Source organism: Pseudomonas furukawaii, from assembly GCF_002355475.1.
GTDB lineage: Bacteria > Pseudomonadota > Gammaproteobacteria > Pseudomonadales > Pseudomonadaceae > Metapseudomonas > Metapseudomonas furukawaii.
Genome location: NZ_AP014862.1, coordinates 2587139 through 2612145 on the forward strand (window position 1 = coordinate 2587139; position 25007 = coordinate 2612145).

Sequence of the window (25007 nt, forward strand, 5' to 3'; positions counted from 1 at the left end):
TCCCCTTCTGCTTGGCGCGGCAGCCCTGCGACGGCGCTTTCGAGGCGGTGACGCGATGCCCTAAGATCGCGCCTCGGGCCTTTGATGACAGGGATATGCGATGAATTTTTCCGAACTGATCCAGGCGGCGCGTGGCAATGCCGAGGCCATAGTGATCCCCGCCAGTTGGGGGCAGGGGCGCGCCGTCTTCGGTGGCCTGGTGGCGGCGTTGGCCTACGAGGCCATGGCGGCCAGGGTGGAGCCCGGCCGGCCGGTGCGTTCCCTGGCCATCACCTTCGTCGGCCCCCTGGAGCCTGAGGTGCCGGCGAGCTTCGAGGCGGAGCGGCTGCGAGAGGGCAAGGCGGTGTGCCAGATGGCCTGCCGCGTGGTGCAGAAGGGGCAGGTGGTGGCCATTCTTCAGGGCAGCTTCGGTAGCGGGCGAGCGTCCGCGATCCAGGTGGATGCCGAGCCGGCCCCAGACTTCAAGCCGGTGGAGGATTGCGTCGAACTGCCCTTCGTCCCCGGCGTGATGCCGGAGTTCACCCGCCACCTGGCCATGCGCTGGGCCGTCGGCGGGCTGCCGTACTCCAACAGTCGTGAGCGCGAGCTGGGCGGCTGGGTGCGTTTTCGCGGCGATAGCGAGCGCGAGCCCCTGTCCGAGGCGCACCTGCTGGCCCTGGTGGATGCCTGGCCACCGGCCACCGTGCCTCATCTGGCATCCCCGGCGCCGGGCAGCACCCTGACCTGGACCATCGAGTTCGTCCAGCCGGTGCCCCGCCTGGACAGCTTCGACTGGTGCCGCTACCGCGCCCGCATCGAGCACGCCCGCGATGGCTATGGCCATGCCGCCGCCGCCCTCTGGACCCCGGACGGGGCGCTGGTGGCCATCAGCCGGCAGACGGTGGTGGTGTTCGGCTAGGGCACCGGCGCCACCGGAAGCCTTACTTCCGCTGGCGCCAGTTGCGCCACCAGCGTCCGCTGAGCACGAAGCGCGGGAAGGTCACGAACTGCTCCACCAGCAGCCGGCCGATGGCGTCCTTGCGGCCGCTGAAGGGTTCCGGCTGCACGGCTTCGAGTTTGTGGCCCTGGGCCTGCAGCGCCAGGGAGGCGAGGAGGCCGATGACGCCCAGTACCAGGGGGCGGAAGCTGAAGGTGAAGAGTCCGTTGACCAGGGTCAGCGCGGCGACGATGAAGATCGGCACCGCGATGATGTGCAGGATGAGGTTGGTCGGATGCTGGTGGTTGTCGGAGTAGGTCCGCCACTGCCAGGCGTGAAGGTTGGGAAGTCGTTTGCCCATGACACCGCTCCTTGAAGAAATGCCCGAAGTCTAGTCCGGCCCTTGCGGGCCGGCGAATGGCATCTGTCTATGGCGCGGATAGCCGTTGGCGAGGGTTCTCCGGCCCCCTCAGGCGCGCAGTTTCAGCTGGCGGATGGCGTGGGACAACTCGCTGGCCAGCTCCGCCAGCTGGGTGCTGGTGCTGGCGGATTCCACGGTCTGGCTGACGGTGAGCTCGGTGACGTCGCGGATGCCCACCACGGCGCGGGTCATTTCCTCGGCCACCTGGCTCTGCTGCTCGGCGGCCACGGCGATCTGGGTATTGCTCTCGCGCATCTGCGCCACGGCCCCGGTGATGGCAGCCAGGGCGGTGCCGGCGTCATGGGCGGCCTGGACGCAGTCGTCGGCCTTGAGGGAGCTTTCCCGCATGAACTCCACGGCGTCGCGGGTGCCGGCCTGCAGGGTGTTGATCATGGAGGTGATCTCGTCGGTGGAATCCTGCACCCGGCGGGCCAGGTTGCGCACTTCGTCCGCCACCACGGCGAAGCCACGGCCCATCTCGCCAGCGCGGGCGGCCTCGATGGCGGCGTTGAGGGCCAGCAGGTTGGTCTGCTCGGCGATGCCGTGGATGACGTTCACCACGCCGCTGATCTTCTGGCTGTCCTCGGCCAGGCGCTGGATCATTTCGGCGGTCTGCTGGACGCCGGACGACAGGCCGGCGATGGAGCTCTCGACCCGCTCCACCACCACCTGGCCCTCGCCGGCCAGCTTGTCGGCGTTCTGCGACTGGTCGCGGGTGTCGGCCGCATGCTGGGCGATGTGGTGGACGGTGGCGGACATTTCGTTGATGGCGGTGGCGGCCTGGTCGGTCTCGCTCTGCTGGCCGAGCATGCCCTGGCGCACCTCGCCCATGCTGCTGGCGAGGCGCGCGGCGCCCTCGTCAAGGCGGGCGACGGCCTGGGCCACGGTGCTCACCACGCGCTCGTAGCCTGCCTGCATGGCGTTGAAGGCGCCGGCCATCTGGCCCACCTCGTCACGGCTGTCCAGGGGGACGCGGGCCGCCAGGTCGCCGCTGCGCTCCACATGGAGCATCACATCCTTGAGGGTGTTCAGGTGGCTGAGCAGGAAGCGGATCAGCAGTTGCGAGGCCGCCAGCAGGGCCACCATCAGCAGGAAGACGGACGCCGCGTAATCGAAGAAGCGTTCGCTGAACACCTGGCTGAGGCTTGGCGCCCTGGCCAGCACCGCGACGCGCTGGCCCCCGGCGCGATCGAACACCTGGGCGCCAATCACCGGGTCGCGGCCGAACAGCCTGTCATGGTCCAGCGCGACCCAGCCGCTGGCGCGGGCCAGGGTCTGGCCCGCCTCGAGCTGCGGGGCGCCGCCACTGGCGAATACCTGCACCTGGGACGAGGCCGGCAGGGCCTGGCCGGCGGGCCAGGCCTCGAGCAACCGGGCCTGGGCCTGCGCGGCGTTGCGTGCGTCGTCGGCGCGGCCCTGCTGCTCCAGGGAGAGCGCATGGAGCACCAGCAGCAAGGTGGTGAGAAAGGCCACGGCGTTGACGGCCCAGAACTTGTATTTCAGGGAGATATCGCGGATCCAGTTACCCATGGCGTTCTTCTTGTGTCCGATACGGTATTGGCAAGGTGCCATTATTTTCTGACAGAAATGTCCTGCCGATTTTGATCCGAATCAAGAGGCAACTTTGACCGAAGCGTCAGTCGAGGGGTGGAAGGTCGAAGAAGGCCCGGGCGCAGGCGGTGGTATGAGCCGCCAGCACCTCCGGGCTTTCGCCCCGGTGCAGCGCCACTTCCCGCAGCACTTCGGTGAGGAAGGCCGGTTCGTTGTGGCCGTGCCTGGGCTTGGGGCGCAGGCTGCGCGGCAGCAGATAGGGCGCGTCGCTTTCCAGCATCAGTCGGCCCCGGGGAATGTCCCGCACCAGCGGATGCAGGTGGGTGCCACGGCGCTCGTCGCAGATCCAGCCGGTGATGCCGATGTGCAGGTCGAGGTCCAGGTAGGCGTAGAGGGCGCGTTTCTCGCCGGTGAAGCAGTGGACCACGGCCGCGCTCAACTGGTCGCGGTAATCGCGGACGATGGCCAGCAACCGCTCGTCGGCGTCGCGCTCATGCAGGAACACCGGCTTGCCGGTTTCCACGGCCAGGGCCAGTTGGTCCTCCAGCGCCTTTTCCTGCAGGGGACGCGGCGAGAAATCGCGATTGAAGTCCAGGCCGCATTCACCGACGGCCCTGACCCGGGATGCGGTCAGCAGGGCGCGCAGCTGCTGCTGGCTGTCGGCATTCCAACTGCTGGCCTCATGGGGGTGGACGCCGGCGGTGCTGAACAATCGCAGGCCGCTTTCGTCCAGTTCTTCGGCCGCCAGCAGGGCTTTTTCGCTGTCTTCGAGGTTGGTGCCGGTCAGCACCATCTGGCGGACGCCGGCGGCTTCCGCGCGTTCCAGCAGGGCGCGTGCGTCGCGGGCAAGACTGGGGTGGGTCAGATTGACGCCGATGTCGATGAGTTGCATCGTGCTACCTCGGGTTGGGGACGGGCAGCATAACAAAGCCCGAAATGATTAAAAAAAATCCAACATTTACAGGAACTTGGCGGCATATGTTGAAGTCGATACCACGCTTTGGCTGGCATCGCAGGCGAAGCTATGACACGCTCCGCGCCCCCCGGCCAACCAGGGGCGGCCCTTTGACGATGCGCTACCACCCGGCCATGTTCCTGGATAACCGATGACGCGACCGCTGCTGATCCTCCTCTGCCTCCTGGCGCTGCTGCCCTTGCCGGCCAGCGCGCGCCTGGGAGGGGCGCCGGAGGTCTGGCAGCAGCCGGTGGAGGCGCGCGACCTGGCGCAGATCCGCCGCAGCGGCGTGCTCAAGGTGCTGGTGAACCAGAGCCGCAACAGTTCCGGGCAGGTCAAGGGCGAGTCGGTTGGGGTGGAGTATCACCGCATCCGCGCCTTCCAGCAGTACCTCAATCGCAACGCCCGCGACGGGCGTGAAATCCAGTTGAAGATCATTCCCCGGGCCAAGGACCAGTTGCTCGCCGCGCTGCAGCGGGGCGAGGGCGATCTGGTGGCGCCCGGTGAACTGATGGGCCAGGGCGGCACCCGGGTGAGCGCCAGCGCCCCCTTGCGCAAGGACGTGCCCCTGGTGCTGGTGAGTCGCCAGGGCCAGCGCCGTTACCAGGGCCTCGAACAGCTGTCGGGACGCAGCGTGGCCCTTCCGGCCGGCAGCGCCGCCGGCGAGGCGGTGCGCAAGGTCAACCAGGGACTGGTGGCGAAGAAGAAGGCGCCCATCCTGGTGGAGTGGGTCGACCCCTCGCTGGCCGTGGAGGACGTTCTGGAGATGGTCCATGCCGGCATCTTCCCGCTGACCGTGGTGGAGCAGCCCATCGCCGACCGCTGGGCCAAGGTCATGCCCCGGCTGCGGGTGGACCGTCACCTGGTGCTGGACAAGCAGGGCGACATGACCTGGTTCGTGCGCCGGGACGCCCCCACCTTGCGCGCCAGTGTCGATCGCTTCATCGCCGGCTACCGGGTTCCCGCCGACCAGGACGCGGTCTTCCAGCGGGTCTATCGCCGCCTCTACAAGGTCCACAATCCCCTGGCCCGGGCCGAGCGGCAGCGCCTGGAGCGTGTCCGTCCCGTGCTGCAGCGCTACGCCGAGGAGCACCGTTTCGACTGGCTCAGCCTCGCCGCGCTGGCCTACAAGGAATCCAGCTTCAACCCCAATGCCCGGGGCTCGGGCGGTGCCACCGGACTGATGCAGATCACCCCGGGCGCGGCCCGTAGCGTGGGGGTCGGCAATATCCAGAAGCTCGACAACAACGTGCAGGCTTCGGCCAGGTACCTGGCCATGCTGCGCCGCAGTTTCTTCTCCAGCCGCCAACTGGATGAGCGCGAGCGCATGGCCTTCGTGCTGGCCGCGTACAACCTCGGGCCGCAGCGGGTCCAGGGCATGCGGGCCGAGGCGCGCCGGCGGGGCCTCGATCCCAACCAGTGGTTCTTCCAGGTGGAGCGCATCGCCGCCGAGCAGGTGGGTATGGGCGTGGTGAGCTATGTCAATGCGGTGAACAAGTACTACCTGGCCTTCGACCGCGAGCGTTATCTACTGGAGCCTTCGAAAAAGGCCGGTAAGGCCCGTAAATAATCGATTAAATAGATATATTCGCTGAGATTTTTGCGATTTTAATATCTAAAAATTCTACTAAGCTTCTGTCCATCGACTCCCACAACACAAGGAACACCTCGATGAGCTCCCCGATCAAATCCGTTCTCGCCACCAACGCCGGCTATGGCATCACCCTGCTGCGGGTCGTCACCGGCCTGACCTTCATGGCCCACGGTGCGCAGAAGTTGTTCGGCATGTTCGGCGGTTATGGCCTGACGGGCACTGGGCAGTGGATGGAAAGCATCGGCCTCGCCCCCGGCTACCTGATGGCCCTGATGGCCGGCAGCGCCGAGTTCTTCGGCGGCCTGGCCCTGGTGATCGGCCTGCTGGTGCGTCCCGCCGCGCTGTCGCTGGTCGTGGCCATGGTGGTGGCGATCTTCAGCGTGCACTGGGCCAGCGGTTTCTTCATCACCAACGGTGGCTACGAGTACGCCCTGATTCTCGGCCTGATCAGCGCCACCCTGCTGATCGAGGGTGCCGGCAAGCTGTCCCTGGACAGCAACCTGGCGAAGTGACGCGCTCCGCATCCAGGAAAAAGGCCTGCTCTGCAGGCCTTTTCGCGTTCTAGGGGTTGGCCTTCCTGGCCTGCACCAGCTCGGCGGCGGCCCGCAGGCGCAAGCGCTCCTGGGGGCTGAAACCGTCCTCCTGCAATCGCGCGATGGCGGCGGCCTTGTCGCTGTCGCTGAGGCCCTCGCTGGCCTCGATGCGCCCTTTTTCCTTCAGGTAGGCCTGAAGCCTTTGCTGCCACTGCAGGCGTTGCCGGTCCAGGGTTTCCAGCCGCGCCGCAGCTTCCGCCCCGACCAGTTGCCGGCGAAGTTGCCTGACCTGCTCCGGGCTGCCGCCGGCGGCCTGGAGTGCGCCGACCTGGGCGCGGAGTTCGGCTTGCAACTGGCTGGCCACGGCGGCCTGAAGAGGCTCCGGCAGGGCGGCGCGCAGCTGGTCGATGGCGGCGGCCTTGGCGGCCGGATCGAGGCGGGCGTCCCGCTGGATCGCCAGGCGCTGCAGGGTGAAGGCGTTATAGGCCTCCTCGCTGGCGAAGAAGGCTTGATGGGCGTCGGCGCTGAAGATGCGCGCCCGCAACGCCTGTACCGCGACTTCGCGCTGGCGAAGCGCGTCCAGGTCGGCCAGCAGCGGCAGGTCACGTTCCAATTGCGCCAGTTGACGCTTGTAGTCCAGGTACTGCCCCAGCAGCGCCAGGGCCTGTCCTTCGGCGGGGGCATCCAGTCGCCCGGCGATATGGTCCCGCAGGCGCTGCACGCTGCCCGCCAGGGATTCCTCGCCCAGGGTGCTGAGGAAGTAGTCGAACAGGCGACGGATGTCCTCGGTCACCAGCAGGTTGCCGGCCGCGTCGAGGTGGAATCGGCCATCCACCTCGGTGCCGGCGAGGGAGGCCGGTAGCGGGGTGCGAGTGGGGGCGGGAGCCGCTGCGGCAGCGACGGGCGCCGCCGGGGCCCGCGTCTGTGGCGGAGGAGCCTGCGCCACCGAGGCGTCCGCCGGTTGCGACAATGCGGCGGCGGCGGGCGCCGGCTCGCCGCCCCCGCGCAGGAGGATGGCCAGGGCGCCGGCGAAGGCGATGGGCAGGAGCAGCAGGAGTCGTTTCACGGGACGGGTTCCGGTGCGGGGGACGGAGGGCGGGGCCGGCGGGCCCCGCGCGGACTCAGAGGCCGTCGTTCTTCAGGCGGTTGGCCTGTTGACGATAGACCGTCACCGGGTCGGTCTCGAACAGGCTGGTCAGGCCCAGGGTCTGGTTCACCTCGTCCAGGTGGTTCATCCGGTAGTCGTCGCGGATCACCTTGCCCAGGTGCGAGCTGCAGCGGCCCACCAGGCCGTCGTTGGCTTCGCCGTTGAAGGTGAGGGAGCTGGCGCCGAGTAGCAGGTCGCTGACGTCCAGCGCGTTGGTCAGCGGGCTGGTGCCGCTCCAGGAGTAGTAGCGAACGCCGTTCACCTGATAGGCCCCTTCACCGCAGGCGGTGGTCGGCACGCCCTGGGGGAAGCGCGCGTTGAAGGCCGCCGCGCCCTCGCTGTTGAGGGATTCCAGTGTGCCCAGGGCATTCTGCGGCTCGGTGCTGCTGCTGCCCGAGAGGAAATTGATCAGGGCGCCGAGGCCATTGACTATCCCCGCCAGCAGGGTTTCTCCCGCCGATCCCGGGGGTACCTGGCGGATGAAATCGGCGGTCGCCGAGCCCTTGTGGGGCGCGCCGACACTGGTCACCGAGGCCACCAGGTCCGGCCGCACCGCAGCCACGTAGCGGATGGTGGGGCCGCCGTGGCTGTGGCCCACCAGGTTGACCTTGGGGCTGCCGCTGATGGCGACTATCTCCTCCACCTGCTCCAGCAACTCCTCGCCACGGGCCTCGGAGGTGTTGAGCTGGCTGACTTCGGTGACATAGACCCGGGCACCATCGCGGCGCAGGGCGGAGGGGATGCCGTACCAGTAGTCGACGCCGAGCAGGCTGTCGAAGCCCAGCATGCCGTGGGTGAGGACGATGGGGTAGCGGGTCTGGGTGTAGCCACTGGAACCGAACCACAGGGCGTGGGCCTGTTCCGAGGTGGCGATGCCGGCGGCAAGACAGAGGGCGAGCAGGGTCTTGTTGTTCTTCATGTGCGCTCTCGAATGGTGTGCATGGGGAGGGCCTGACTGCATTCCCTGGCGTGGCCACGCCCGTCCTGGGCGTGCACTTCAAGCAGGGCGGAAGGCAGGAACCATGCCAGCGCCGATGTGTTGGAAATGATCGCTCTGGGATGGGGTTTTCGCGGATGTTTACAACCGTTCACCGGAAGATGGTCGCCAGTTTTCTGTTACGGGGCGAAACGTCAGGTTGGGGCCTGGGGCCGCAATGGCCACTGTCCGAGAACCCGATATCGAGTGCCTTTCGCGGTGTTTTCCGAGACGAACAGGGCAAATTCGCTGACCGGCCAATCAAAGGTCGGGCTGGGCGTCCCGGGCAGTTTCGTGCAGTGCCGGGCGAGGGTCAGGTGAGGTTTGAAGGCGCGGCTTTCCAGGCTGAATCCAGCGGCGAGCAGGCGTTGCCGCAGTTGTCGTTCCAGGTCGACCAGCTCGGGCGGCAGCGTGCCGGGTGCCAGGTGCAGCAGGCCGTTCTTCCAGCGGGCCAGGCGGTCCAGGCGCAGGATGAAGGACGCGGGGGTGAGGCTGGCCGCCAGGGCGGCGAGGGGTTCGATCTGGCCCCGGGGCTGGGCCCCGAGAAAAGCGAGGGTGAGGTGGAGGTTCTCGGGCGCAACGGGCTTGCCCTCCAGGGCCACGCCGGCGCGCCAGGCGGTGATGTCGCCAGTCAGTTGTGCGGGGCAGGGAAGGGCGAAGAACAGGCGCAGCGGCGGTGTGGTCATGGGGAGCCCCGGAGTGTCGACGGTCGCCTTGACAGTATTGCGCGGGCTTCTCTAGGATGCCGCCCCATGCGCCGATTTAGTCAGCTACTTGCGGGGCGCGGAAGTCTTCACAGGCTTCGAATTACCGCTAAAGCGCTGGTTCGGTGTCGCCTCTCACCGCTGCCCAGCGGGATCCAATGAGGCGGAGACACGACACCATGACCTGTCCCCAACCCCTGCTGAGACTCGCGCCCATCACCTCCGGGCTCGTCCTGCGCAATCCCCGCATCCTCCTTGGCGGTTCCCACCAGCCGACGCTGCTGCGTTACCTCGAAGGCTGGCCCAAGCGCTGGCACCAGCCACGCAATTTCCTGATCCAGTTCGTTCGCGAAGGCGAGTCCCTGTCCCGTTTCGGCACCGGCAGCTTCGACATGGCGGTGATCCAGGCCCCCAGCGCCGAGGCGGCGCCGGCGACCATCGCGGAACTGGTGCGGGTCGCCCGCCAGGGGCTGATCACCCGCCGTTGAGGGGCCGTTCCCAGGCCAGGACTCAGCCCTGCTGTTCGCCGGCGCGCCTGAGCAGGGTCCGGCAGCGCTCCGACAGGTGCACCACCCGCAGGTGCTTGCCGGCCCTGGTGTAGCGCTCCCGCAGGGTCTTCAGCGCGGCGATGGCGGAGTAGTCGACGAAGCTCAGGTGCTGGCAGTCCAGCGTCACCTGGGCCGGGTCGCCCGCCGGGTCGAACTGGTTGAGGAAGGGCGTGGTGGAGGCGAAGAACAGGGTGCCGTGGACCCGGTACAGCTTGCTGCCATCGGGCTCGGCATGGGTGTCGGCGTAGAGTTCGCGGGCATGGTGCCAGGCGAAGTTCAGCGCGGCGATGACGATGCCGCAGAGCACGGCGGTGGCCAGGTCGGTGAACACCGTGATCACCGTCACCGCGACGATCACCAGCACATCGCTCATCGGCACCTTGCCGGCCACCCGCAGCGAACCCCAGGCGAAGGTCTGCTGGGCCACCACGAACATCACCCCCACCAGCGCCGCCAGCGGAATGCGCTCGATCAGCGGCGAGAGAAAGAGCACGAAGAGCAGGACCATCACCCCGGCGACGATGCCGGAAAGGCGTCCCCGGCCGCCGGAGCCGAGGTTGATCACGGTCTGGCCGATCATGGCGCAGCCGCCCATGCCACCGAAGGCGCCGGAGACCATGTTGGCCGCGCCCAGGGCCACGCATTCGCGGTCGGGGTAGCCGCGGCTTTCGGTGATTTCGTCGGTGAGGTTCAGGGTCAGCAGGGTTTCCAAAAGGCCCACCAGCGCCATGAGGATGGCGTAGGGGGCGATGATGGCCAGGGTCTCCAGGTTCCAGGGAATGTCCGGCAGGGCGAACGTCGGCAGGCCGCCGGCGATGTGGGCCATGTCACCCAGGGTCCGCGTCGGCAGCTGCAGCAGGTAGACCAGCAGGCCCACGCCGAGGATCGCCACCAGCGCCGGCGGCACGGCGCGGGTCAGGCGCGGCAGCAGGTAGACCACCCCCATGGTCAGGGCCACCAGGCCGAGCATCAGGTAGAGCGGGGTGCCGCTCAGCCAGGTTTCCCCTTCCTTGAAGTGCTCCAGCTGCGCCAGGGCGATGATGATCGCCAGGCCGTTGACGAAGCCGAGCATCACCGGGTAAGGCACCATCCGCACCAGCTTGCCGAGGCGCAACAGCCCGAAGGCCACCATGATCAGGCCACCCAGCAGCACCGTGGCCAAGAGGTACTGCACGCCGTGCTGCACCACCAGGGCGACTATCACCACCGCCATGGAACCGGCGGCGCCGGAGACCATCCCCGGACGTCCGCCGAACAGCGCGGTGAGGGTGCAGATGATGAAGGCTCCGTAGAGGCCCATCAGCGGGTTGAGGTGGGCGACCAGGGCGAAGGCGATGCACTCGGGCACGAGGGCGAAGGACGTGGTCAGTCCGGCCAGGACATCGGCACGGAGGCGGGCTGGTTTCATCGGTGATCCAGGGCTGGGCCAGCGGCGCTGGCGGGTGAGACGGAAAAGCGGGGGGAGAATTCTACGGACGTGGAGGGGATCCGGCCAGTCCGGCGCCCGTAACGCTCGCCAGCGGCAGCGACCGGGTCGGGTCCGCCGGGGCCCTCAGGCGGGGATGGGCGGCGCGGGGGCGGTAAAACGAAAAGCGACCCGGCTCAACCACCGCACGTGGGGCGGTGGCCGGGGCGGGTCGCTCAATCCATCGGTCAGGCGGAGGCGTTGATCCAGATGGTCTTCAGCTCGGTGTACTGGTCATGGGCCCAGATCGACTTGTCGCGCCCACCGAAGCCGGACTCCTTGTAGCCACCGAAGGGCGTGGAGGCGTCGCCTTCGCCGAAGCAGTTGACGGTCACCACGCCGGCACGGATCTCCCGCGACAGGCGCAGGGCATTGCGCAGGCTGCCGGTGTAGGCCGACGCGGCCAGGCCGTAGACGGTGTCGTTGGCCAGTTCGATCGCCTCGTCGATAGTCGAGAAGCTGGTGACGCTGAGCACCGGGCCGAAGATCTCCTCGATGAACAGGCGGCTGTCACGGGCCACGCCGTCGACGATGGTCGGCTGCACGAACACGCCCGAATCGGTCTCGCCGCCCAGCACGACGTCGAGCTTCTGCTCGGTGGCGTAGGTCAGGTAGGAGCGGACCTTCTCGAAGTGCGATTTGCTGACCATTGCCCCCAGACGGTTGTCCGGGTCCAGCGGGTCGCCGAGTTTCCAGTCCTTGAGGTGCTTGGCGATCAGCGCAAGCAACTCGTCCTTGACGTCCTCATGGACGATCAGGCGCGAGGACGCCGAGCAGTTCTCGCCCATGTTCCAGAAGGCGCCGGCGGTGACGAACTGGGCGACTTCGTCCAGGTTCTCGCAGTCGTTCATGACCACCGCGGGGTTCTTGCCGCCCAGTTCCAGCACGATGCGCTTGAGGTTGGACTCGGCGGCGTACTTCAGGAACAGCCGGCCGGTATCGGTGGAGCCGGTGAAGCTGACCATGGGGATGTCCATGTGGCGGCCGATGGCCTCGCCCACCTCACGTCCGCCACCCGGGACGAGGTTGAACACACCGGCGGGAATGCCCGCTTCATGGGCCAGCTCCACCACGCGCAGGGCGCTGAGGGTGGTTTCCTTGGCCGGCTTGACCACGATGGAGCAACCGGCCGCCAGCGAGGGGCCGATCTTCCAGGCCAGCATCAGCAGCGGGAAGTTCCACGGCAGCACCAGGCCGACCACGCCGATGGCTTCGCGCACCACCATGGTCACGGCCGCATTGCCCGTGGGGGCGGTGCTGTCGTAGATCTTGTCGATCAGCTCGGCGTGCCAGCGCAGGGTATGGATGGTTTCCGGCACGTCGACGTTCTGGCATTCGCTGACCGGCTTGCCGCTGTCCAGGGATTCGAGCACCGCCAGTTCATGGGCGTTGTCTTCCAGCAGCTGGGCGAAGCGGAGCAGGATGTGCTTGCGCTCGCCGGGCTGCAGCTTCGACCAGCGGCCGTCGTCGAACGCCCGCTTGGCGGCGGCCACGGCCACATCGACATCCTCCGCGTCGCACGCGGCGACCTCGGCCAGGCGCTCGCCGGTGGCCGGGTTGGTGGTGACGAAGGTACGGCCCGACAGCGCATCGCGGAATTCACCGTCGATGAAGGCCTGGGTACGGAATTCCAGTTTCGCGGCGATTTCCGCGTACTGCGCCTTGCTCAGCAACTCAGCCATGGTGGGAACCCTCGGTGATCTTCGCGATGTTGCGCTTGAGGACGGACAGGACCTCCTGCAGCGCCTGTTTCTCTTCGCTTTCCAGCGGCTGCATCGGTGCGCGCACGCCGCCGGCGCGCAGGCCGACCAGCTCGCAGCCCTGCTTGATGGACTGCACGAACTTGCCGCTTTCGAGGAAGTCCATCAGCGGCATCAGTTCGGCCATGATGCGGCGGCCTTTGTCGAAGTCCTTCTCGAGCACGCAGGCCTCGTACAGGGCCACATGCTCACGGGGAATGAAGTTGGAGCCGGCGCACACCCAGCTGCGGGCGCCCCAGGCGAAGAATTCCAGGGCCAGATCATCCCAGCCGCAGGACAGGGCGATGTCAGGGTGCTGCACGGCCAGGCGGTGAAGGCGGGCGGTGTCGCCCGAGCTTTCCTTGATGGCCACAATGTTCTTGCAGCCAGCCACCTCGGCGAAGAACTCGTCGCCCATGCCGACGCCCATGCGGGCGGGGTAGTTGTAGAGCATGATCGGCAGGCCGGCTGCGCGGTCCACGGCCAGGACGTGGGTGGCGATTTCCTTCTGGGTAGGCAGGGCGTAGGGCGGCGAGCCGACCAGGATGGCGTCGGCCTTGATGGCCTTGGCATGTTCGGCGTAGGCCACCGATTCCTCGGTGCGGACGGCGCCGGTGCCGACCACCAGGGGCAGGCGGCCATTGATCACGTCCTTGGCCTGGGCGGCGAGGTCGAAGCGCTCCTGGGCGGTGTGGGCGTAGTACTCGCCCGTGGAGCCGCCGATGACGATGCCGTGAACCTTCGATTCGATCAGGTGTTCCAGGACTTGCGCAAACGCCGGTTTGTCGATGGCGCCCTCTGCGGTCAGGGGGGTGATGGCCGGGGTGAAGATACCGTCAAAGTTCACGATGCATTCTCCAGGGTGTTGAAGGTTGGATGTAGGCCGGGCCCCGGTTCGTGCCGGGGCGGCGGATCGTTTTCAGGTCAGGGAAGCGGCCTGCTGCAGGTTGAGCGAGCGGGTTTCCGGGGCCAGGGCCAGCGCGAACAGCAGGCCGACCAACGTCACGATCGCGGCGGCATACATGGTCGGGGCGATGCCGAAGCTCTGCAGGGAGACGGGCACGAGGTAGGTGCCCACCGCCGCTCCGATCCGCGACAGCGAAGTGCCGACACCGACCGCGAAAGTGCGGATCTCGGTGGGGAAGAGCTCGTTCGGGTAGACCAGGGTGAGCACCTGCGCACCGCCGATGAAGAGGGCGTAGGTGCCGAACAGGACCAGGATCAGCGACTCCGAGGCGGTGTGGTACGCACCCAGTCCGAGCAGGGCCAGGCCCGACCAGAGGAAGCTGTGGATCAGCATGCTGCGACGGCCGACGGTGTTGATCAGGCGGGTCGCGATGACGCAGCCCAGCACGAACAGCAGGGTGATCGCCACCGAGCCGAAGGACGCCCAGTCCCCCTTGAGGTTCAGGGCCTGCAGCACCGTGGTGGCGAAGGCGTAGACCGCGAACACCGGGATCACCGAGCAGGTCCAGAAGGCGGTGACGAACAGCATGCGCTTGCCGTATCCGGAGTGGAGCAGGCTCCAGAAGGAGAGCGTTTTCCGTTCCCGCTGCTCGGGCAGGTTGCGGAGGGAGAATTCAGGGCCGTACACCTGCCGGATGACCCGTTCGGCTTCCGCCTCGCGGCCCTTGCTCAGCAGCCAGCGTGGCGACTCGGGGGTGCCCAGGCGCAGCGCGAAGAGCACGGCGCCGACCACTACGGCGCTGGCCAGCACCAGGCGCCAGGCGTCCTGGCCACCGCTGCGCAGGATGATCTCGCCCACCACGTAGGCGGCCGCCGCGCCGGCGAACCAGAGGATGGTCAGGGTCGCCAGGCGGGGGCCGCGGTACTTCCTCGGGAGGAATTCCACCAGCAGGGCCGTGGCCACCGGATACTCGATGCCCACGGCCACACCGATGATGAACCGCAGCGCGAACAGGCCCTGGGCGGACTCGACCCAGTACTGGGCGAGGGAGGCGAGCATGAACAGGATCGGTCCGACGAAGAACACGCGCTTGCGCCCGAATCGGTCGCTCAGCCAGCCACCGAGGAAGCCGCCGAAGAAGATCCCGATCAATGCCGAGGCTGCGATCAGGCCCTGCCAGAAGCTGCTGAGGCTCATCGCCTCGGTCACCTGAACCATGACCACGCCGATGATGCTCAGCACATAACCGTCAACGAACGACCCGCCGCCCGATCGAAGGGTCAACAGCTTGTGAAAGCCGTTGATGGGAACGTCTTCGACCGACGTACTAGGAATTGTCATTATTTTCTCCTGGCTTACTGGGTAACTGCATGAATTCAGGCCGAACCGATCCGTACGCTGAACATCCTTCAGCACCAGGTTTCGAAAAAACGCCTGAATCGAATGTGGCGGTATTAACCGGTCTATGAGTGATCAGCTTTCCTTTCCGGCCCGATACTGTCCCCACTTGAGATTCAGGTTCACGCCAACTGAAAGCAGGGGTTCCGGCGGGTTGAGGTTCGGCCCGGGCGCGTTCAGCAGGAAGTCGATGAGCTCGTTCCTTTCGCCGGCCAACCAGTCGGCCAGCAGTTTTCCGGTGACGGTTCCGCGGGTCACGCCGAGGCCGTTGCAGCAGAGCGCGCCATAGACATGCTCGGCCAGCTTGCCGAAGTAGCCCATGTGGTTTCGCGACAGCGCCAGGGCGCCTCCCCAGGTGTATTCGAAGTCGACGCCGGGCAGCATCGGGAAGCGGCTGTCGAACGAAGCGCGGTGGCGATTGACGAAACGCTCGAGGTACTTCCGGTTGCTGCGCCCATCGGGGTTGAAGCTGAAGCTGTTGCGGATCAGCAGGCGGTTGTCCGGCGTGCGGCGCACCGTGGTGCCGAACGGGTCGGCGGGGATCACGCCCCAGAACGGCTTGCCGCCCAGGCGGGCCTGCTCCTCGGCATCGAGCGGGCGGGTGATGCTGGCGTAGGTGAAGATGGGGAGCATGCGGCCCTTGAGAAAGCCGAAGCTCATGCCGAAGGCGTTGGTGGTGAGCACCAGCTTGTCGGCGGTGATGCTCCCGAAGGCGTGGCTGAGGACGATCTTCTCGCCGTACTCGACGTCGGTGATCGGCGTGTTCTCGTAGAGGCTGACATTGCTCGGGAGGCTGTCGGCCAGCCCCTTGACCAGCGCCGAGGGTTGGATCAGCACCGTCCCGGGGGTGAACAGGGCCTTGCGGTAGAAATGCGTGCCGATGTGCGCGGGCAACTCGTCGGCCTCGATCATTTCATAGGCCTGGCCCAGCTTGTCCAGGCCGCGCCGATAGGCCTCCAGCACGGCGATGCCCCGGTCTTCGATGGCCGCCTGGTACTTGCCGCAGGCTTTCATCTGGCAATCGATGTCGTGGCGCTCCACCAGATCCTTGAGCAACGACTGTCCGGTGAGATTGAGTTTCAGGCTGATCTTCGCGGTGTCGATATCGCCGATGTAATCCTCGGCGCCGATATCGTGAGGCAGGTCGATGGCGAAGCCGGCGTTGCGGCCGGAGGTGCCGAAGCCGACTTCCTGGGCCTCGACGAGAATGATTTCGTCATTGGGAAAATTCAGCGCCAGTTGCCGGGCGGCGGCCAGGCCGGTGAAGCCCGCACCGACTACGACCCAGCGTGCGGCGCTCTTGCCCTGATGGCCAGGTCTTGGTTGCCGGGGCTTGCTGAGGTGATACCAGCCACAGGTCTTGTCGTCGGCAGGTAAAGACGTGATCTTTGTCATTTCATCGACCTAACTTTCTTATTTCAGCTTATTCAGCATCTCGCTGGCGAGATGACTCATCCGTACAGTTACTTCATTGGTACGGTTGAGTTGCCATGGGCAAACTTCCTGGATGACAGGGATATAAGTGTCATCGACTATGGGCGGCACCCTTTTGATAGGGTCGGAAAGAAGATTAATGACAGGCCGAGGTCGCCAACAAGCAACATTTAGGGAAGGCAATCGATGATCGGAGGTTATGGATTGTCGAGTCGCTGGCGGAAACTAAAAAACCCGCACTGGGCGGGTTTTTTGTTGGGAAGAATATAAATATCGGCAGTCGAATATATCAGTGAATTCAAATCGAGTTGATTGACAAATAATGCGGGGAAACGATAACGGCAGGTCATCAGAGTTGTGCAATCAGCCAGTCACGCAGTCGGCAGCAGGCCTCGTCATCTTCTTTCTCTTCGTTGAAGGTCAGGTAGTGCAGGGCGTCCTTGAGTACCAGTTCCTGCTCGACCGGCCGAACCAGCACGCCCTGATCGACGAGTTGGCCCACCAGGTGGTCCCAGCCGAGCGCGACACCCTGGTCATTGCGGACCATCTGGATGAGCAGGGTGTAGTCGTTGGCGTTGAAGAAATGCGGTCCGTTGGAGGGGCGTGCCTCCAGATCGATATCGTTGAATGCCAGCCAGACCTTCCAGTCGACATGTTCGGCGACCTGCGAACGACCGTAGGGGCTGAGATTCAGCAGCACGGTGTCGCGCAGGCCTTCCAGCGTGCGGATCTCCGGGTGCTCCTCGAGGTATTTCGGCGTACAGACCGGATAGATCACGTCGTGCATCAGGGGGTAGCTGCGGTAGCCCTCGCGAATCCTGGCCATCTTGGTGACGAAGATATCGGGGCGCACGCCGGGCTCCATGGACAGGAAATTCTGCGTGGTGATCAGGTTGAGGTCGACGTCCGGGTTCGCGCTGAAGAAGCCCGGCAATCTCGGGGCCAGCCAGTGCGCCGAGAACGCCGGTGAGCAGCACAGGGTCAGCACGCGCCGGGTCGTGGTCTTGTTGCGGATGCGCTCGGCCGCCTGGGAGATGTTGACGAACGACAGCTGCACGGCATCGAAGAAAATCGAGCCGGCCGCCGTGAGTTCCACTGCGCGGCCCTCGCGCTTGAACAGCTCGGCCCCCAGGTAACCCTCCAGCTCGCGAATCTGTCGGCTGATGGCCGCCTGGGTCACGCAGAGGGCTTCGGCCGCGCGGGTGAAGTTCTGGTACTTGGCTGCCGCGACAAAGGATTTCACGGCGCGAAGCGACGGCATCTTGACCAGGGTCTGATCGGGTTCGGTGTGTTTAACCATAACGGGAAGTAATCAAGATCCTGAATAAAAAGTCGGTTCTGTCCATTGGTGGCATCGCCCTAGACTGCGACCTGCTGCAATCGCGGCGGGGCGGCTCAGCTGCGGGTTCGAGGTTATCCGAAAGGGCGCCCATGCAGATAGCCCTCACCCTGGAGAGTAGGGGCTGATGAGTCCATGACTCCGTTCTTCGCCGAATCACGCACGCACCGACAACTTCATGCGCCTGTTCTGGAGTGCCCATAACAATGGATAAAAACACCGCTGTATTAGCCCTGATCCGCCAACGCAAAGAGCGTCATGCCCTGCCTCGTGCGCTCTACAGCGACCCCGATGTCTATCGCCAGGATCTCGAACAGATCTGGCACAAGGAGTGGATCTTCGCCGGCCATACTTTCGAATTGGAAAAGCCCGGCCAGTATCTGACCCTGCAGATCGGCGACTACCCCATCGCCGTGGTGCGCGGCGGCGACGGCCAGGTGCGGGCTTTCCACAATGCCTGCCGGCACCGTGGCTCCAAGGTCTGCACCGAAAGCAGCGGCAAGGTCGCCAAGCTGGTCTGCCCCTATCACAAGTGGACCTTCGACCTGGACGGCAAGCTGCTCTTCGCCGGCAACATGGGGCCCGAATTCAACGCGGCCGACTATGGCCTGAAACCGGCCCATTGCCAGGTGGTGAACAGCTACATCTACGTGTGCGTCGCCGACCAGGCGCCGGACTTCACCCGTTTCCGCGACGCCGTTTCGCCCTTCATCACGCCGCACAACCTGGATGACTGCAAGGTGGCGTTCGAGTCCAACCTGGTGGAGCGGGGCAACTGGAAACTCGTCTTCGAGAACAACCGCGAGTGCTACCACTGCGACGGTACCCACCCGGAACTCCTCAACTCCTTCGTCGAGAACCTCTCGGTCGCGGGCGTCGGTGGCGAAGAAGATCCGGAACTGGTCGCGCACTGGAATCGTTGCGAGGCCGCCGGCCTGCCCAGTCGACTGGTGATGGACGAGGCCGGGCAGTTCCGCATGACCCGCATTCCGCTGTCGGCCGGTGCCGTGAGCTACACCATGGATGGCAAGCCCGCCGTGGCCGGGCGCCTGGACCGCAGCGGCGAGGCCGATATCGGCGCGCTGCTGTACTTCAACTATCCCTCCACCTGGAACCATTTCCTGGGGGACCATGCCCTGAGTTTCCGCGTGTTGCCCCAGGGCCCCAACGAAACCCTGGTGACCACCAAATGGCTGGTGCCCAAGGATGCAAAGGAAGGCATCGACTACGACATCGAGCGCCTGACCAAGGTCTGGATCGCCACCAACGACCAGGACCGGCGCCTGGTCGAGAACTCGCAGGCCGGGGTGAGTTCACCCGCCTACGAGCCCGGGCCTTACTCCTCGATCGCGGAAAACGGCGTCTGCCAGTTCGTGGACTGGTACTGCGCGACCATGACCGATCGGCTGGCCGACTGAGTCCCGCTCGCCTTCAGCGTGGCCCCGTCTCACCCATCGGGTGATGCGGGGCTTTTTTGTGCAAGGCCCCAGTGGCCAGGAACCCGGTGCTGCATCACATGAACTCGCATTCTCGTCGAATGGGTTACGCCAGGGGCTTCGCCCTGGTGCTGCTGGCGGCGTTCTGTTACGGCCTGCAGCCGTTGTTCGCTCAATACGCCTACGAAGGCGGCGCCGACCCGATAGGGCTTCTGTTGGCGCGTTTCGCCATCGCCACGGGCGTCCTCCTTGTGTTCCTGCGCTGCCGTGGCATCGCCCTGCCCAGGGGCCGGCTGGCGCGACAGAACCTGTTGCTCGGGCTCGGTTACGGGCTCGCCGCGCTGGGCTATTACAGTGCCGCCCGCAGCACCTCGGTCAGCCTGGCGATCATCCTGGTGTACAGCTTCCCGGCGTTCGTCACGGTCGTTTCCATCACCTGCCTGGGGGAGCGCGCCAGTGCGCTCAAGCTGGCCAGCCTGGCACTGGCCCTGGGTGGGGTGTCGATGGCCACCGGGCTCAGCCTGTCCGGCGCGTCGATCGGTGCACTATGGGCGCTGCTGGCCGCCGTCTGCTACGGCGCCTCGATCATCTACGGCACCCATCGGATCAGCCATGAGAGCCCAGTGGCTTCCGCGGCCATGCTGCTGCTGGGCTGTGCGCTGAGTTTCGCCGTGGCGGCCGCCCTGCAGGGCGCCGCATTGCCCGCGACCGCCTTTGCCTGGTGGTCGACCCTGGGCCTGGCGCTGTTCGCCACGCTGGTACCGGTGGCGGCATTCCTGGCCGGCTCGCCGCGCATCGGCCCGTCGGCGGCCGCCACCCTGTCGACCCTGGAGCCGGTGGTGGCCGTGACCATCGCGGTATTGCTCATGGGCGAGCGGGTCACCTTCTCCATGCTGGCCGGCGGCGCGATGGTGATGCTCGCGGCCGTTCTGCTGGCACGTCCGGCACCCTCCGAGCGGGAGTTCGCCGCCCTGGAAGGTTCTTCGGCAGGCGATCGATAACATGGGGTTATGGTTACGGGCGAACAAATGTCGTTGGACGCTGTAAGGCCCAGACCCTAATTTGAAGCTGCAACGCGACAGTCATCAAACGCTGTCGCTTTTAATGGAGCAGGAATTTCTGCGCGCCGGTTTGCCCACGTCAAAGAACGAGTGGAACTCCGGTATTGCTGGACGCTGATCAGATGCCAACTGATGCATGAAAAGCGTGAAGCCGACTGACTGGTTGATAAGCATAAGAACGAGGGTTGTATGAATCAGGCCGACGATATTCTTTCGGTAAAGAACATCTTCAAGGTATTCGGGCCGCGTCCGGAAGTTGCCATGGAGATGTTACGCAACGGCGCCGACAAGGATGAAATATTCCGCAAGACCGCGCATGTCGTCGGTGTGTTCGACGCCAGCTTTTCAGTCAGGCGTGGCGAAATCTTCGTGATCATGGGGCTGTCCGGTTCCGGGAAGTCGACCATGGTGCGTTTGTTCAACCGCCTGATCGAGCCCACCTCCGGCAGTATCCACCTGAATGGCCGCGAGATTACCGGCCTGTCGGACAAGGACCTGCTGGACGTCCGTCGCAAGGAGATGGGCATGGTCTTCCAGTCGTTCGCGCTGATGCCGCACATGAGCGTGCTGGAAAACACCGCTTTCGGCCTGGAGATATCCGGTGTGAGCGAGCGCGAGCGCCATGCCCGCGCCGCCGAGGCGCTGAGCCAGGTCGGCCTGGCCGGCCAGGAGCACAGCTACCCGCACCAGCTGTCCGGTGGCATGCAGCAGCGCGTGGGGCTGGCCCGCGCGCTGGCCAACGACCCCACCATCCTGCTGATGGACGAAGCCTTCTCCGCGCTGGACCCACTGATTCGCAGCGAGATGCAGGGCGAGCTGATGCGCCTGCAGGCCGAGCAGCAGCGCACCATCATCTTCATCTCCCACGACATCGAGGAGGCCATTCGGATCGGCCATCGCATCGCGATCATGGAGGGCGGCCGGGTGGTGCAGATCGGCACGCCCCAGGAGCTCCTGAACCAACCCGCCAACGAGTACGTTGAGACCTTCTTCAAGGGCTTCGACAGCTCCCGGGTACTGAAGGCCGGCGATGTCGCGCAGCTCGATCCGGCGATGGTCTGCCGGGTCAACGGCAAGGCCCCGCGCTTCAAGGCGGGCGTTCCGTTCGGATACCTGATCGACGAGCGCGACCAACTGCTGGCCGTGGTGGGCGCCGACGAAACCGGCGGCGCGCTGTCCGGGTTGCCGGACGAGGCGCTCAGCCTGCACAGGCAGCACCCCGTCTACACCGACACGCCCCTGCATGACGTGCTGGATATCGTCGCGGCACTGCCTTACCCCGTGCCCGTCCTGGACCACAGTGGTGTTCTCAAGGGCACCATTTCCAAGAACCAGCTGTTGCACACCTTGAGCCGCCATTGAGCGAATCCCTCGACCACGCAACAGCCGCCACTTCGGAGAGCAGGTAGCCGTCATGTCTGAATTCAGTTTTCTCGATCCGTTCCAGAGCGCCGTCATCCCGCTGGGTGACTGGGTTGAAACCACCCTGAGATGGTTGGTGCACAACTTCCGCGATGTCTTCCGTGCCATCCGCTGGCCCATCGACCAGGTGCTCAATGGCATCGAATACAGCCTGCAGAGCATCCCGCCGACCATCGGCATCATCCTGTCCTCCTTGCTGGGCTGGCAGCTGGCCGGCAGGCGCATGGCGCTGCTGTGCTTCGTCACCCTGACCCTGCTCGGCCTGATCGGCGTCTGGTCGGAGTCCATGACCACCCTGGCGCTGGTACTGACCTCGGTGTTCTTCTGCGCGCTGATCGGCATCCCGCTGGGCATTCTCTGCGCCCGCAGCGACCACCTGGAGCGGGTGGTGCGTCCGGTGCTCGACGCCATGCAGACCCTGCCGGCGTTCGTCTACCTGGTGCCCGTGGTGATGCTGTTCGGCATCGGCAACGTGCCCGGTGTGCTGGTGACCATCGTGTTCGCCCTGCCGCCGCTGGTGCGCCTGACCAACCTGGGGATTCGCCAGGTGCCCGAAGACAAGATCGAGGCGGCCCGCGCTTTCGGCTGCACGCCGCGGCAGATGCTGACCCGCGTGCAGTTGCCGCTGGCCACCTCCACCATCATGGCCGGCATGAACCAGACCCTGATGCTCTCGCTGTCGATGGTGGTGATCGCCTCGATGATCTCCGTCGGCGGCCTCGGGCAGATGGTCCTGCGCGGCATTGGCCGCCTGGACATGGGCCTGGCCACCGTCGGCGGGGTAGGGCTGGTGCTGCTGGCCATCTTCCTCGACCGCCTGACCCAGGCCATGGGTGCGCGCACCAGCGCCGACCCGAGCCTGCGCTGGTACCACACCGGCCCCGTCGGCGCTCTGCTGCGCCTGTGCGGTGCCGGACAACCCGCCGGGCGGCGCAAGACCGCCTGAGCCTCGCGATTCGATCTGCCGAACCCGACAAGAACCCACAAGAAAGGTACGAGACGATGCATCGATCCAAGTTCTCCCGCAGCCTCCTGCAATGCGCCACCGCGCTGTCCCTGGCCGTCGCCGCCCTCGGTGCCGGCGCTTCGACCGACAAGCCCGGCGAGGGCGTCGAGGTCACGCCGATCTTCCCCTCCATCGCCGAGGAGCGCTTCCGTGGCGAAGTGGCGATGGAAGGCCTGCGCGAACTGGGCTACGACGTCCAGGAGCCGAAGGAGACCGAGTACGGCGTGATGATGGTGGCCCTGGCCAGTGGCGACGCCGATTTCACCGTGCACCTCTGGGAAAAGCTGCATGACAAGTTCTACCAGCAGGCGGGCGGCGATGAGGTGATGGTCAAGACCGGCAACATCCTGCCGGGCGTCAGCCAGGGTTACCTGATCGACAAGAAGACCGCCGACCAATACGGCATCAAGTACATCACCGACCTGAAGAAGCCCGAGATCGCCAAGCTGTTCGACACCGATGGCGACGGCAAGGCCGACCTGACCGGCTGCAACCCGGGTTGGGGCTGCGAGCTGGTCATTTCCCACCACATGAAGGCCTATGACCTGGACGACAGCGTGCACGTCAACCAGGGCTCGTATTTCGCCCTCATGGCCGACACCATCACCCGCTACAAGGAAGGCAAGCCGATCCTCTACTTCACCTGGGTGCCCCAGTGGATTGCCAGCGTGCTGGTGGAGAACACGGACGTGGTATGGCTGGAAGTGCCGAAGACCGACCTGCCGGACGGCAACAACGATGTCGACACCCTGTACAAGGGCAAGAACCTCGGGTTCGCCGTGGACAAGGTCGTGGCGGTCCTGAACAAGGACTTCGCCGACGAGAACCCGGCGGCCGTGAAGTTCCTCTCGCTGGTGCAGATCAGCACCGGTGACGAGAGCGCGCAGAACCTGAAGATGCAGCAGGGCGAGAAGAAGCCCGCCGACATCGAGCGTCACGCCAAGGAGTGGATCGCCGCCCATCGCCAGCAGTTCGATGCCTGGCTCCAGGAATCCCGCGCCGCCGCGGCCAGCCAGGCCAAGCAGTAACGCTCTTAGGTGCCCGTTCTGCGGGCACCTCTTCCCCTCCGACTCGATCTCGTCTGTGGAGTGTCCACATGTCGCTTTATGCGTTCGTCCGCGATTTCCGCTTCCGCGATGCCCCGTCCCATACCCGCGAGCTGTTGCAGACCTGCTTGCTGGATATCCTCGGGGTGGCGGCCGGTGCCCGTGACAACACCACCAGCCAGGCGCTCAAGCAGTACGCGCTGAGCCATTATCCGGCTGGAAAGCTGGCCAGCCGCCTGCTCTTCGACGGTCGTCCGGTGCATCCGCTGGGCGCGGCCTGGGCGGGTGGTTTCAGCGTCGACAGCCTCGATGCCCATGAGGGCCACTTCACCTCCAAGGGCCATGCCGGCGCCACCGTGGTGCCGGCCTTGCTCGCGATCGTCGACGCATGCCGCGAGCAGGGCAGGAGCATCAGTGGCGAGGAACTCCTCAGCGCCCTCTGCATCGGCTATGAGACCGCCCTGCGTGCCGGCGCGGCGCTGATGGCGACCGCCCCCGAATACCATGCTTCCGGCGCCTTCTCGGGCGTCGGCGTCGTCTGTGGCGGCGCACGCTTGTTGGGCCTGGACGAGCAGCGCTTCCGCCATGCCCTGGGGATCGCCGAGTACTTCGGCCCACGCTGCCCGATGATGCGCCTGGTCGACCATCCCTCCATGCTGCGCGATGCCCATGGCGCCGGCGCCTACGCCGGCCTCAACGCCCTGTTGCTGGCCCAGGCCGGTGTCACCGGGGCGCCGGCCGAAACGGTGGAAGACGAGGCGGTGGCCGCTCACTGGCGGGACATCGGCCAGCGCTGGGAGATCGACGCCCAGTACTTCAAACCCTGGCCGGTCTGTCGCTGGGCCCAGCCGGCGCTGACCGCCATGACCCGCCTCATGGCCGAGTATCCGCAGATCCGTGGCGAGAACATCGAGCGCATCCAGGTGCAGACCTTCCACGAATCCATGCGCCTGCAAGGGCATACCCCATCCAATGCCGACGAGGCCCAGTACGCGCTGGCCTTTCCGCTGGCGGCCCTGGTGGTGCGCGGACAGGTCGGCCCCTTGGAGGTGACGGGGGAGGCAATCCATGCCCCCGACATCCTCGCGGTCAGCCAGCGCATCGACATCGTCGAGAGCGAGGAGCTTTCCGAGCGATTCCCCAATGAGATCCTGTCCAGGGTCGTGGTCCAGCTCAAGGATGGCCAGGCGCTCACCAGTCCGATCACCGCCGCCAAGGGCGATCCCGAAACGGCCATGACCCGCGCGGAGTTCCTCGCCAAGTTCAGCCTGCTGGCCGGGATCAGCCTGGCCCCGGAGCAACGGCTGGGCATCGAACAGGCCATCGCGGCGCTGCCGGGCAGCGCCAGCTGCGAGACGCTGTTCGCCTTGCTGTTCGAGCAGGCGGGTTCGCCCTGGTGACAGTTGTTC

The 25007-nt window shown here is 65.9% G+C and carries 22 protein-coding genes; 10 read left to right on the forward strand and 12 right to left on the reverse strand.

Annotated features, from left to right (window positions below):
* The first annotated feature begins 100 nt into the window (after positions 1-100).
* Positions 101-898: an acyl-CoA thioesterase gene (locus KF707C_RS12110; RefSeq protein WP_003454127.1), complete on the forward strand. Its 798-nt coding sequence runs from the start codon at positions 101-103 to the stop codon at positions 896-898.
* 22 nt (positions 899-920) lie between these two features.
* On the opposite strand, the gene KF707C_RS12115 is transcribed toward KF707C_RS12110, so the two are convergent.
* From KF707C_RS12115 to KF707C_RS12125, 3 genes are all read right to left on the reverse strand, one after another.
* Positions 921-1277 (reverse strand): Mpo1-like protein, encoded by a 357-nt coding sequence (locus KF707C_RS12115; protein ID WP_003454125.1) that lies wholly within the window; start codon positions 1275-1277, stop codon positions 921-923.
* Positions 1278-1385: 108 nt separating this feature from the next.
* A complete protein-coding gene (locus KF707C_RS12120; protein WP_003454123.1) occupies positions 1386-2867 on the reverse strand; it encodes a methyl-accepting chemotaxis protein in 1482 nt (493 codons plus the stop codon).
* 106 nt (positions 2868-2973) lie between these two features.
* Positions 2974-3780, reverse strand: coding sequence for a TatD family hydrolase (locus KF707C_RS12125; RefSeq protein ID WP_003454121.1), 807 nt, complete (start codon positions 3778-3780; stop codon positions 2974-2976).
* A 214-nt stretch (positions 3781-3994) separates the two neighbouring features.
* Between KF707C_RS12125 and KF707C_RS12130 the strand changes: the two genes are divergently transcribed.
* Together KF707C_RS12130 and KF707C_RS12135 are read left to right on the forward strand one after the other, a co-directional pair.
* Positions 3995-5413: an MltF family protein gene (locus KF707C_RS12130; protein WP_003454120.1), complete on the forward strand. Its 1419-nt coding sequence runs from the start codon at positions 3995-3997 to the stop codon at positions 5411-5413.
* A 101-nt stretch (positions 5414-5514) separates the two neighbouring features.
* Positions 5515-5949, forward strand: a complete 435-nt coding sequence (locus tag KF707C_RS12135; RefSeq protein WP_003454119.1) for a DoxX family protein — start codon at positions 5515-5517, stop codon at positions 5947-5949.
* A 49-nt stretch (positions 5950-5998) separates the two neighbouring features.
* Here the strand turns inward: KF707C_RS12135 and KF707C_RS12140 are convergent, their stop codons facing one another.
* From KF707C_RS12140 to thpR, 3 genes are all read right to left on the reverse strand, one after another.
* Positions 5999-7036, reverse strand: a complete 1038-nt coding sequence (locus KF707C_RS12140; protein ID WP_003454118.1) for a lipase secretion chaperone — start codon at positions 7034-7036, stop codon at positions 5999-6001.
* A gap of 55 nt (positions 7037-7091) precedes the next feature.
* On the reverse strand, positions 7092-8036 hold the full coding sequence (locus KF707C_RS12145; protein WP_003454117.1) for a triacylglycerol lipase: 945 nt from the start codon (positions 8034-8036) through the stop codon (positions 7092-7094).
* A gap of 212 nt (positions 8037-8248) precedes the next feature.
* Positions 8249-8779: an RNA 2',3'-cyclic phosphodiesterase gene (gene thpR, locus KF707C_RS12150; protein WP_003454116.1), complete on the reverse strand. Its 531-nt coding sequence runs from the start codon at positions 8777-8779 to the stop codon at positions 8249-8251.
* Between the two features lie 197 nt (positions 8780-8976).
* Between thpR and KF707C_RS12155 the strand changes: the two genes are divergently transcribed.
* Positions 8977-9285: a hypothetical protein gene (locus KF707C_RS12155; RefSeq protein ID WP_003454115.1), complete on the forward strand. Its 309-nt coding sequence runs from the start codon at positions 8977-8979 to the stop codon at positions 9283-9285.
* A gap of 22 nt (positions 9286-9307) precedes the next feature.
* Here KF707C_RS12155 and KF707C_RS12160 read toward each other — a convergent pair whose 3' ends face one another.
* From KF707C_RS12160 to KF707C_RS12185, 6 genes are all read right to left on the reverse strand, one after another.
* Complete coding sequence (locus KF707C_RS12160) at positions 9308-10753, reverse strand: SulP family inorganic anion transporter (protein WP_003454114.1); 1446 nt, start codon at positions 10751-10753, stop codon at positions 9308-9310.
* Between the two features lie 245 nt (positions 10754-10998).
* Entirely contained in the window at positions 10999-12492 is a 1494-nt protein-coding gene (locus tag KF707C_RS12165; RefSeq protein ID WP_003454113.1) for an aldehyde dehydrogenase, read from the reverse strand.
* Entirely contained in the window at positions 12485-13396 is a 912-nt protein-coding gene (locus KF707C_RS12170) for a dihydrodipicolinate synthase family protein (RefSeq protein ID WP_003454112.1), read from the reverse strand. Before KF707C_RS12170 ends, KF707C_RS12165 begins: the two co-directional genes overlap by 8 nt.
* A gap of 72 nt (positions 13397-13468) precedes the next feature.
* Complete coding sequence (locus tag KF707C_RS12175) at positions 13469-14797, reverse strand: MFS transporter (RefSeq protein ID WP_003454111.1); 1329 nt, start codon at positions 14795-14797, stop codon at positions 13469-13471.
* A gap of 132 nt (positions 14798-14929) precedes the next feature.
* Entirely contained in the window at positions 14930-16249 is a 1320-nt protein-coding gene (locus KF707C_RS12180) for an NAD(P)/FAD-dependent oxidoreductase (protein WP_003454110.1), read from the reverse strand.
* A 388-nt stretch (positions 16250-16637) separates the two neighbouring features.
* Positions 16638-17588 (reverse strand): LysR family transcriptional regulator, encoded by a 951-nt coding sequence (locus KF707C_RS12185; RefSeq protein ID WP_003454109.1) that lies wholly within the window; start codon positions 17586-17588, stop codon positions 16638-16640.
* Between the two features lie 245 nt (positions 17589-17833).
* On the opposite strand from KF707C_RS12185, the gene KF707C_RS12190 reads away from it, so the two are divergent.
* The 6 genes from KF707C_RS12190 (at position 17834) to KF707C_RS12215 (ending at position 24998) form a co-directional block, all read left to right on the forward strand.
* Complete coding sequence (locus KF707C_RS12190; RefSeq protein ID WP_003454108.1) at positions 17834-19045, forward strand: aromatic ring-hydroxylating oxygenase subunit alpha; 1212 nt, start codon at positions 17834-17836, stop codon at positions 19043-19045.
* A 98-nt stretch (positions 19046-19143) separates the two neighbouring features.
* Positions 19144-20064: a DMT family transporter gene (locus KF707C_RS12195; protein ID WP_100244203.1), complete on the forward strand. Its 921-nt coding sequence runs from the start codon at positions 19144-19146 to the stop codon at positions 20062-20064.
* A gap of 249 nt (positions 20065-20313) precedes the next feature.
* Positions 20314-21486 (forward strand): quaternary amine ABC transporter ATP-binding protein, encoded by a 1173-nt coding sequence (locus KF707C_RS12200; RefSeq protein ID WP_003454106.1) that lies wholly within the window; start codon positions 20314-20316, stop codon positions 21484-21486.
* A gap of 52 nt (positions 21487-21538) precedes the next feature.
* Positions 21539-22492, forward strand: a complete 954-nt coding sequence (gene proW / locus KF707C_RS12205; RefSeq protein WP_003454105.1) for a glycine betaine/L-proline ABC transporter permease ProW — start codon at positions 21539-21541, stop codon at positions 22490-22492.
* 56 nt (positions 22493-22548) lie between these two features.
* Positions 22549-23580 carry a glycine betaine/L-proline ABC transporter substrate-binding protein ProX gene (gene proX / locus KF707C_RS12210; protein ID WP_003454104.1) on the forward strand — a complete coding sequence of 344 codons (1032 nt, stop codon included), beginning with the start codon at positions 22549-22551 and terminating at the stop codon, positions 23578-23580.
* Between the two features lie 68 nt (positions 23581-23648).
* A complete protein-coding gene (locus KF707C_RS12215) occupies positions 23649-24998 on the forward strand; it encodes an MmgE/PrpD family protein (protein ID WP_003454103.1) in 1350 nt (449 codons plus the stop codon).
* Positions 24999-25007: the final 9 nt, after the last annotated feature.

Excerpts from the sequence above, each read along its gene's own strand:
- KF707C_RS12145 (WP_003454117.1), bottom strand. The coding sequence starts at position 8,036 with ATGAAGAACAACAAGACCCTGCTCGCCCTCTGTCTTGCCGCCGGCATC.
- KF707C_RS12135 (WP_003454119.1), top strand. The coding sequence starts at position 5,515 with ATGAGCTCCCCGATCAAATCCGTTCTCGCCACCAACGCCGGCTATGGC.
- KF707C_RS12185 (WP_003454109.1), bottom strand. The coding sequence starts at position 17,588 with ATGGTTAAACACACCGAACCCGATCAGACCCTGGTCAAGATGCCGTCG.
- KF707C_RS12120 (WP_003454123.1), bottom strand. The coding sequence starts at position 2,867 with ATGGGTAACTGGATCCGCGATATCTCCCTGAAATACAAGTTCTGGGCC.
- KF707C_RS12190 (WP_003454108.1), top strand. The coding sequence starts at position 17,834 with ATGGATAAAAACACCGCTGTATTAGCCCTGATCCGCCAACGCAAAGAG.
- proW (WP_003454105.1), top strand. The coding sequence starts at position 21,539 with ATGTCTGAATTCAGTTTTCTCGATCCGTTCCAGAGCGCCGTCATCCCG.
- KF707C_RS12155 (WP_003454115.1), top strand. The coding sequence starts at position 8,977 with ATGACCTGTCCCCAACCCCTGCTGAGACTCGCGCCCATCACCTCCGGG.
- KF707C_RS12125 (WP_003454121.1), bottom strand. The coding sequence starts at position 3,780 with ATGCAACTCATCGACATCGGCGTCAATCTGACCCACCCCAGTCTTGCC.
- KF707C_RS12195 (WP_100244203.1), top strand. The coding sequence starts at position 19,144 with ATGAACTCGCATTCTCGTCGAATGGGTTACGCCAGGGGCTTCGCCCTG.
- KF707C_RS12200 (WP_003454106.1), top strand. The coding sequence starts at position 20,314 with ATGAATCAGGCCGACGATATTCTTTCGGTAAAGAACATCTTCAAGGTA.
- KF707C_RS12175 (WP_003454111.1), bottom strand. The coding sequence starts at position 14,797 with ATGACAATTCCTAGTACGTCGGTCGAAGACGTTCCCATCAACGGCTTT.
- KF707C_RS12165 (WP_003454113.1), bottom strand. The coding sequence starts at position 12,492 with ATGGCTGAGTTGCTGAGCAAGGCGCAGTACGCGGAAATCGCCGCGAAA.
- KF707C_RS12115 (WP_003454125.1), bottom strand. The coding sequence starts at position 1,277 with ATGGGCAAACGACTTCCCAACCTTCACGCCTGGCAGTGGCGGACCTAC.
- KF707C_RS12110 (WP_003454127.1), top strand. The coding sequence starts at position 101 with ATGAATTTTTCCGAACTGATCCAGGCGGCGCGTGGCAATGCCGAGGCC.
- KF707C_RS12215 (WP_003454103.1), top strand. The coding sequence starts at position 23,649 with ATGTCGCTTTATGCGTTCGTCCGCGATTTCCGCTTCCGCGATGCCCCG.
- KF707C_RS12160 (WP_003454114.1), bottom strand. The coding sequence starts at position 10,753 with ATGAAACCAGCCCGCCTCCGTGCCGATGTCCTGGCCGGACTGACCACG.
- KF707C_RS12180 (WP_003454110.1), bottom strand. The coding sequence starts at position 16,249 with ATGACAAAGATCACGTCTTTACCTGCCGACGACAAGACCTGTGGCTGG.
- proX (WP_003454104.1), top strand. The coding sequence starts at position 22,549 with ATGCATCGATCCAAGTTCTCCCGCAGCCTCCTGCAATGCGCCACCGCG.
- thpR (WP_003454116.1), bottom strand. The coding sequence starts at position 8,779 with ATGACCACACCGCCGCTGCGCCTGTTCTTCGCCCTTCCCTGCCCCGCA.
- KF707C_RS12130 (WP_003454120.1), top strand. The coding sequence starts at position 3,995 with ATGACGCGACCGCTGCTGATCCTCCTCTGCCTCCTGGCGCTGCTGCCC.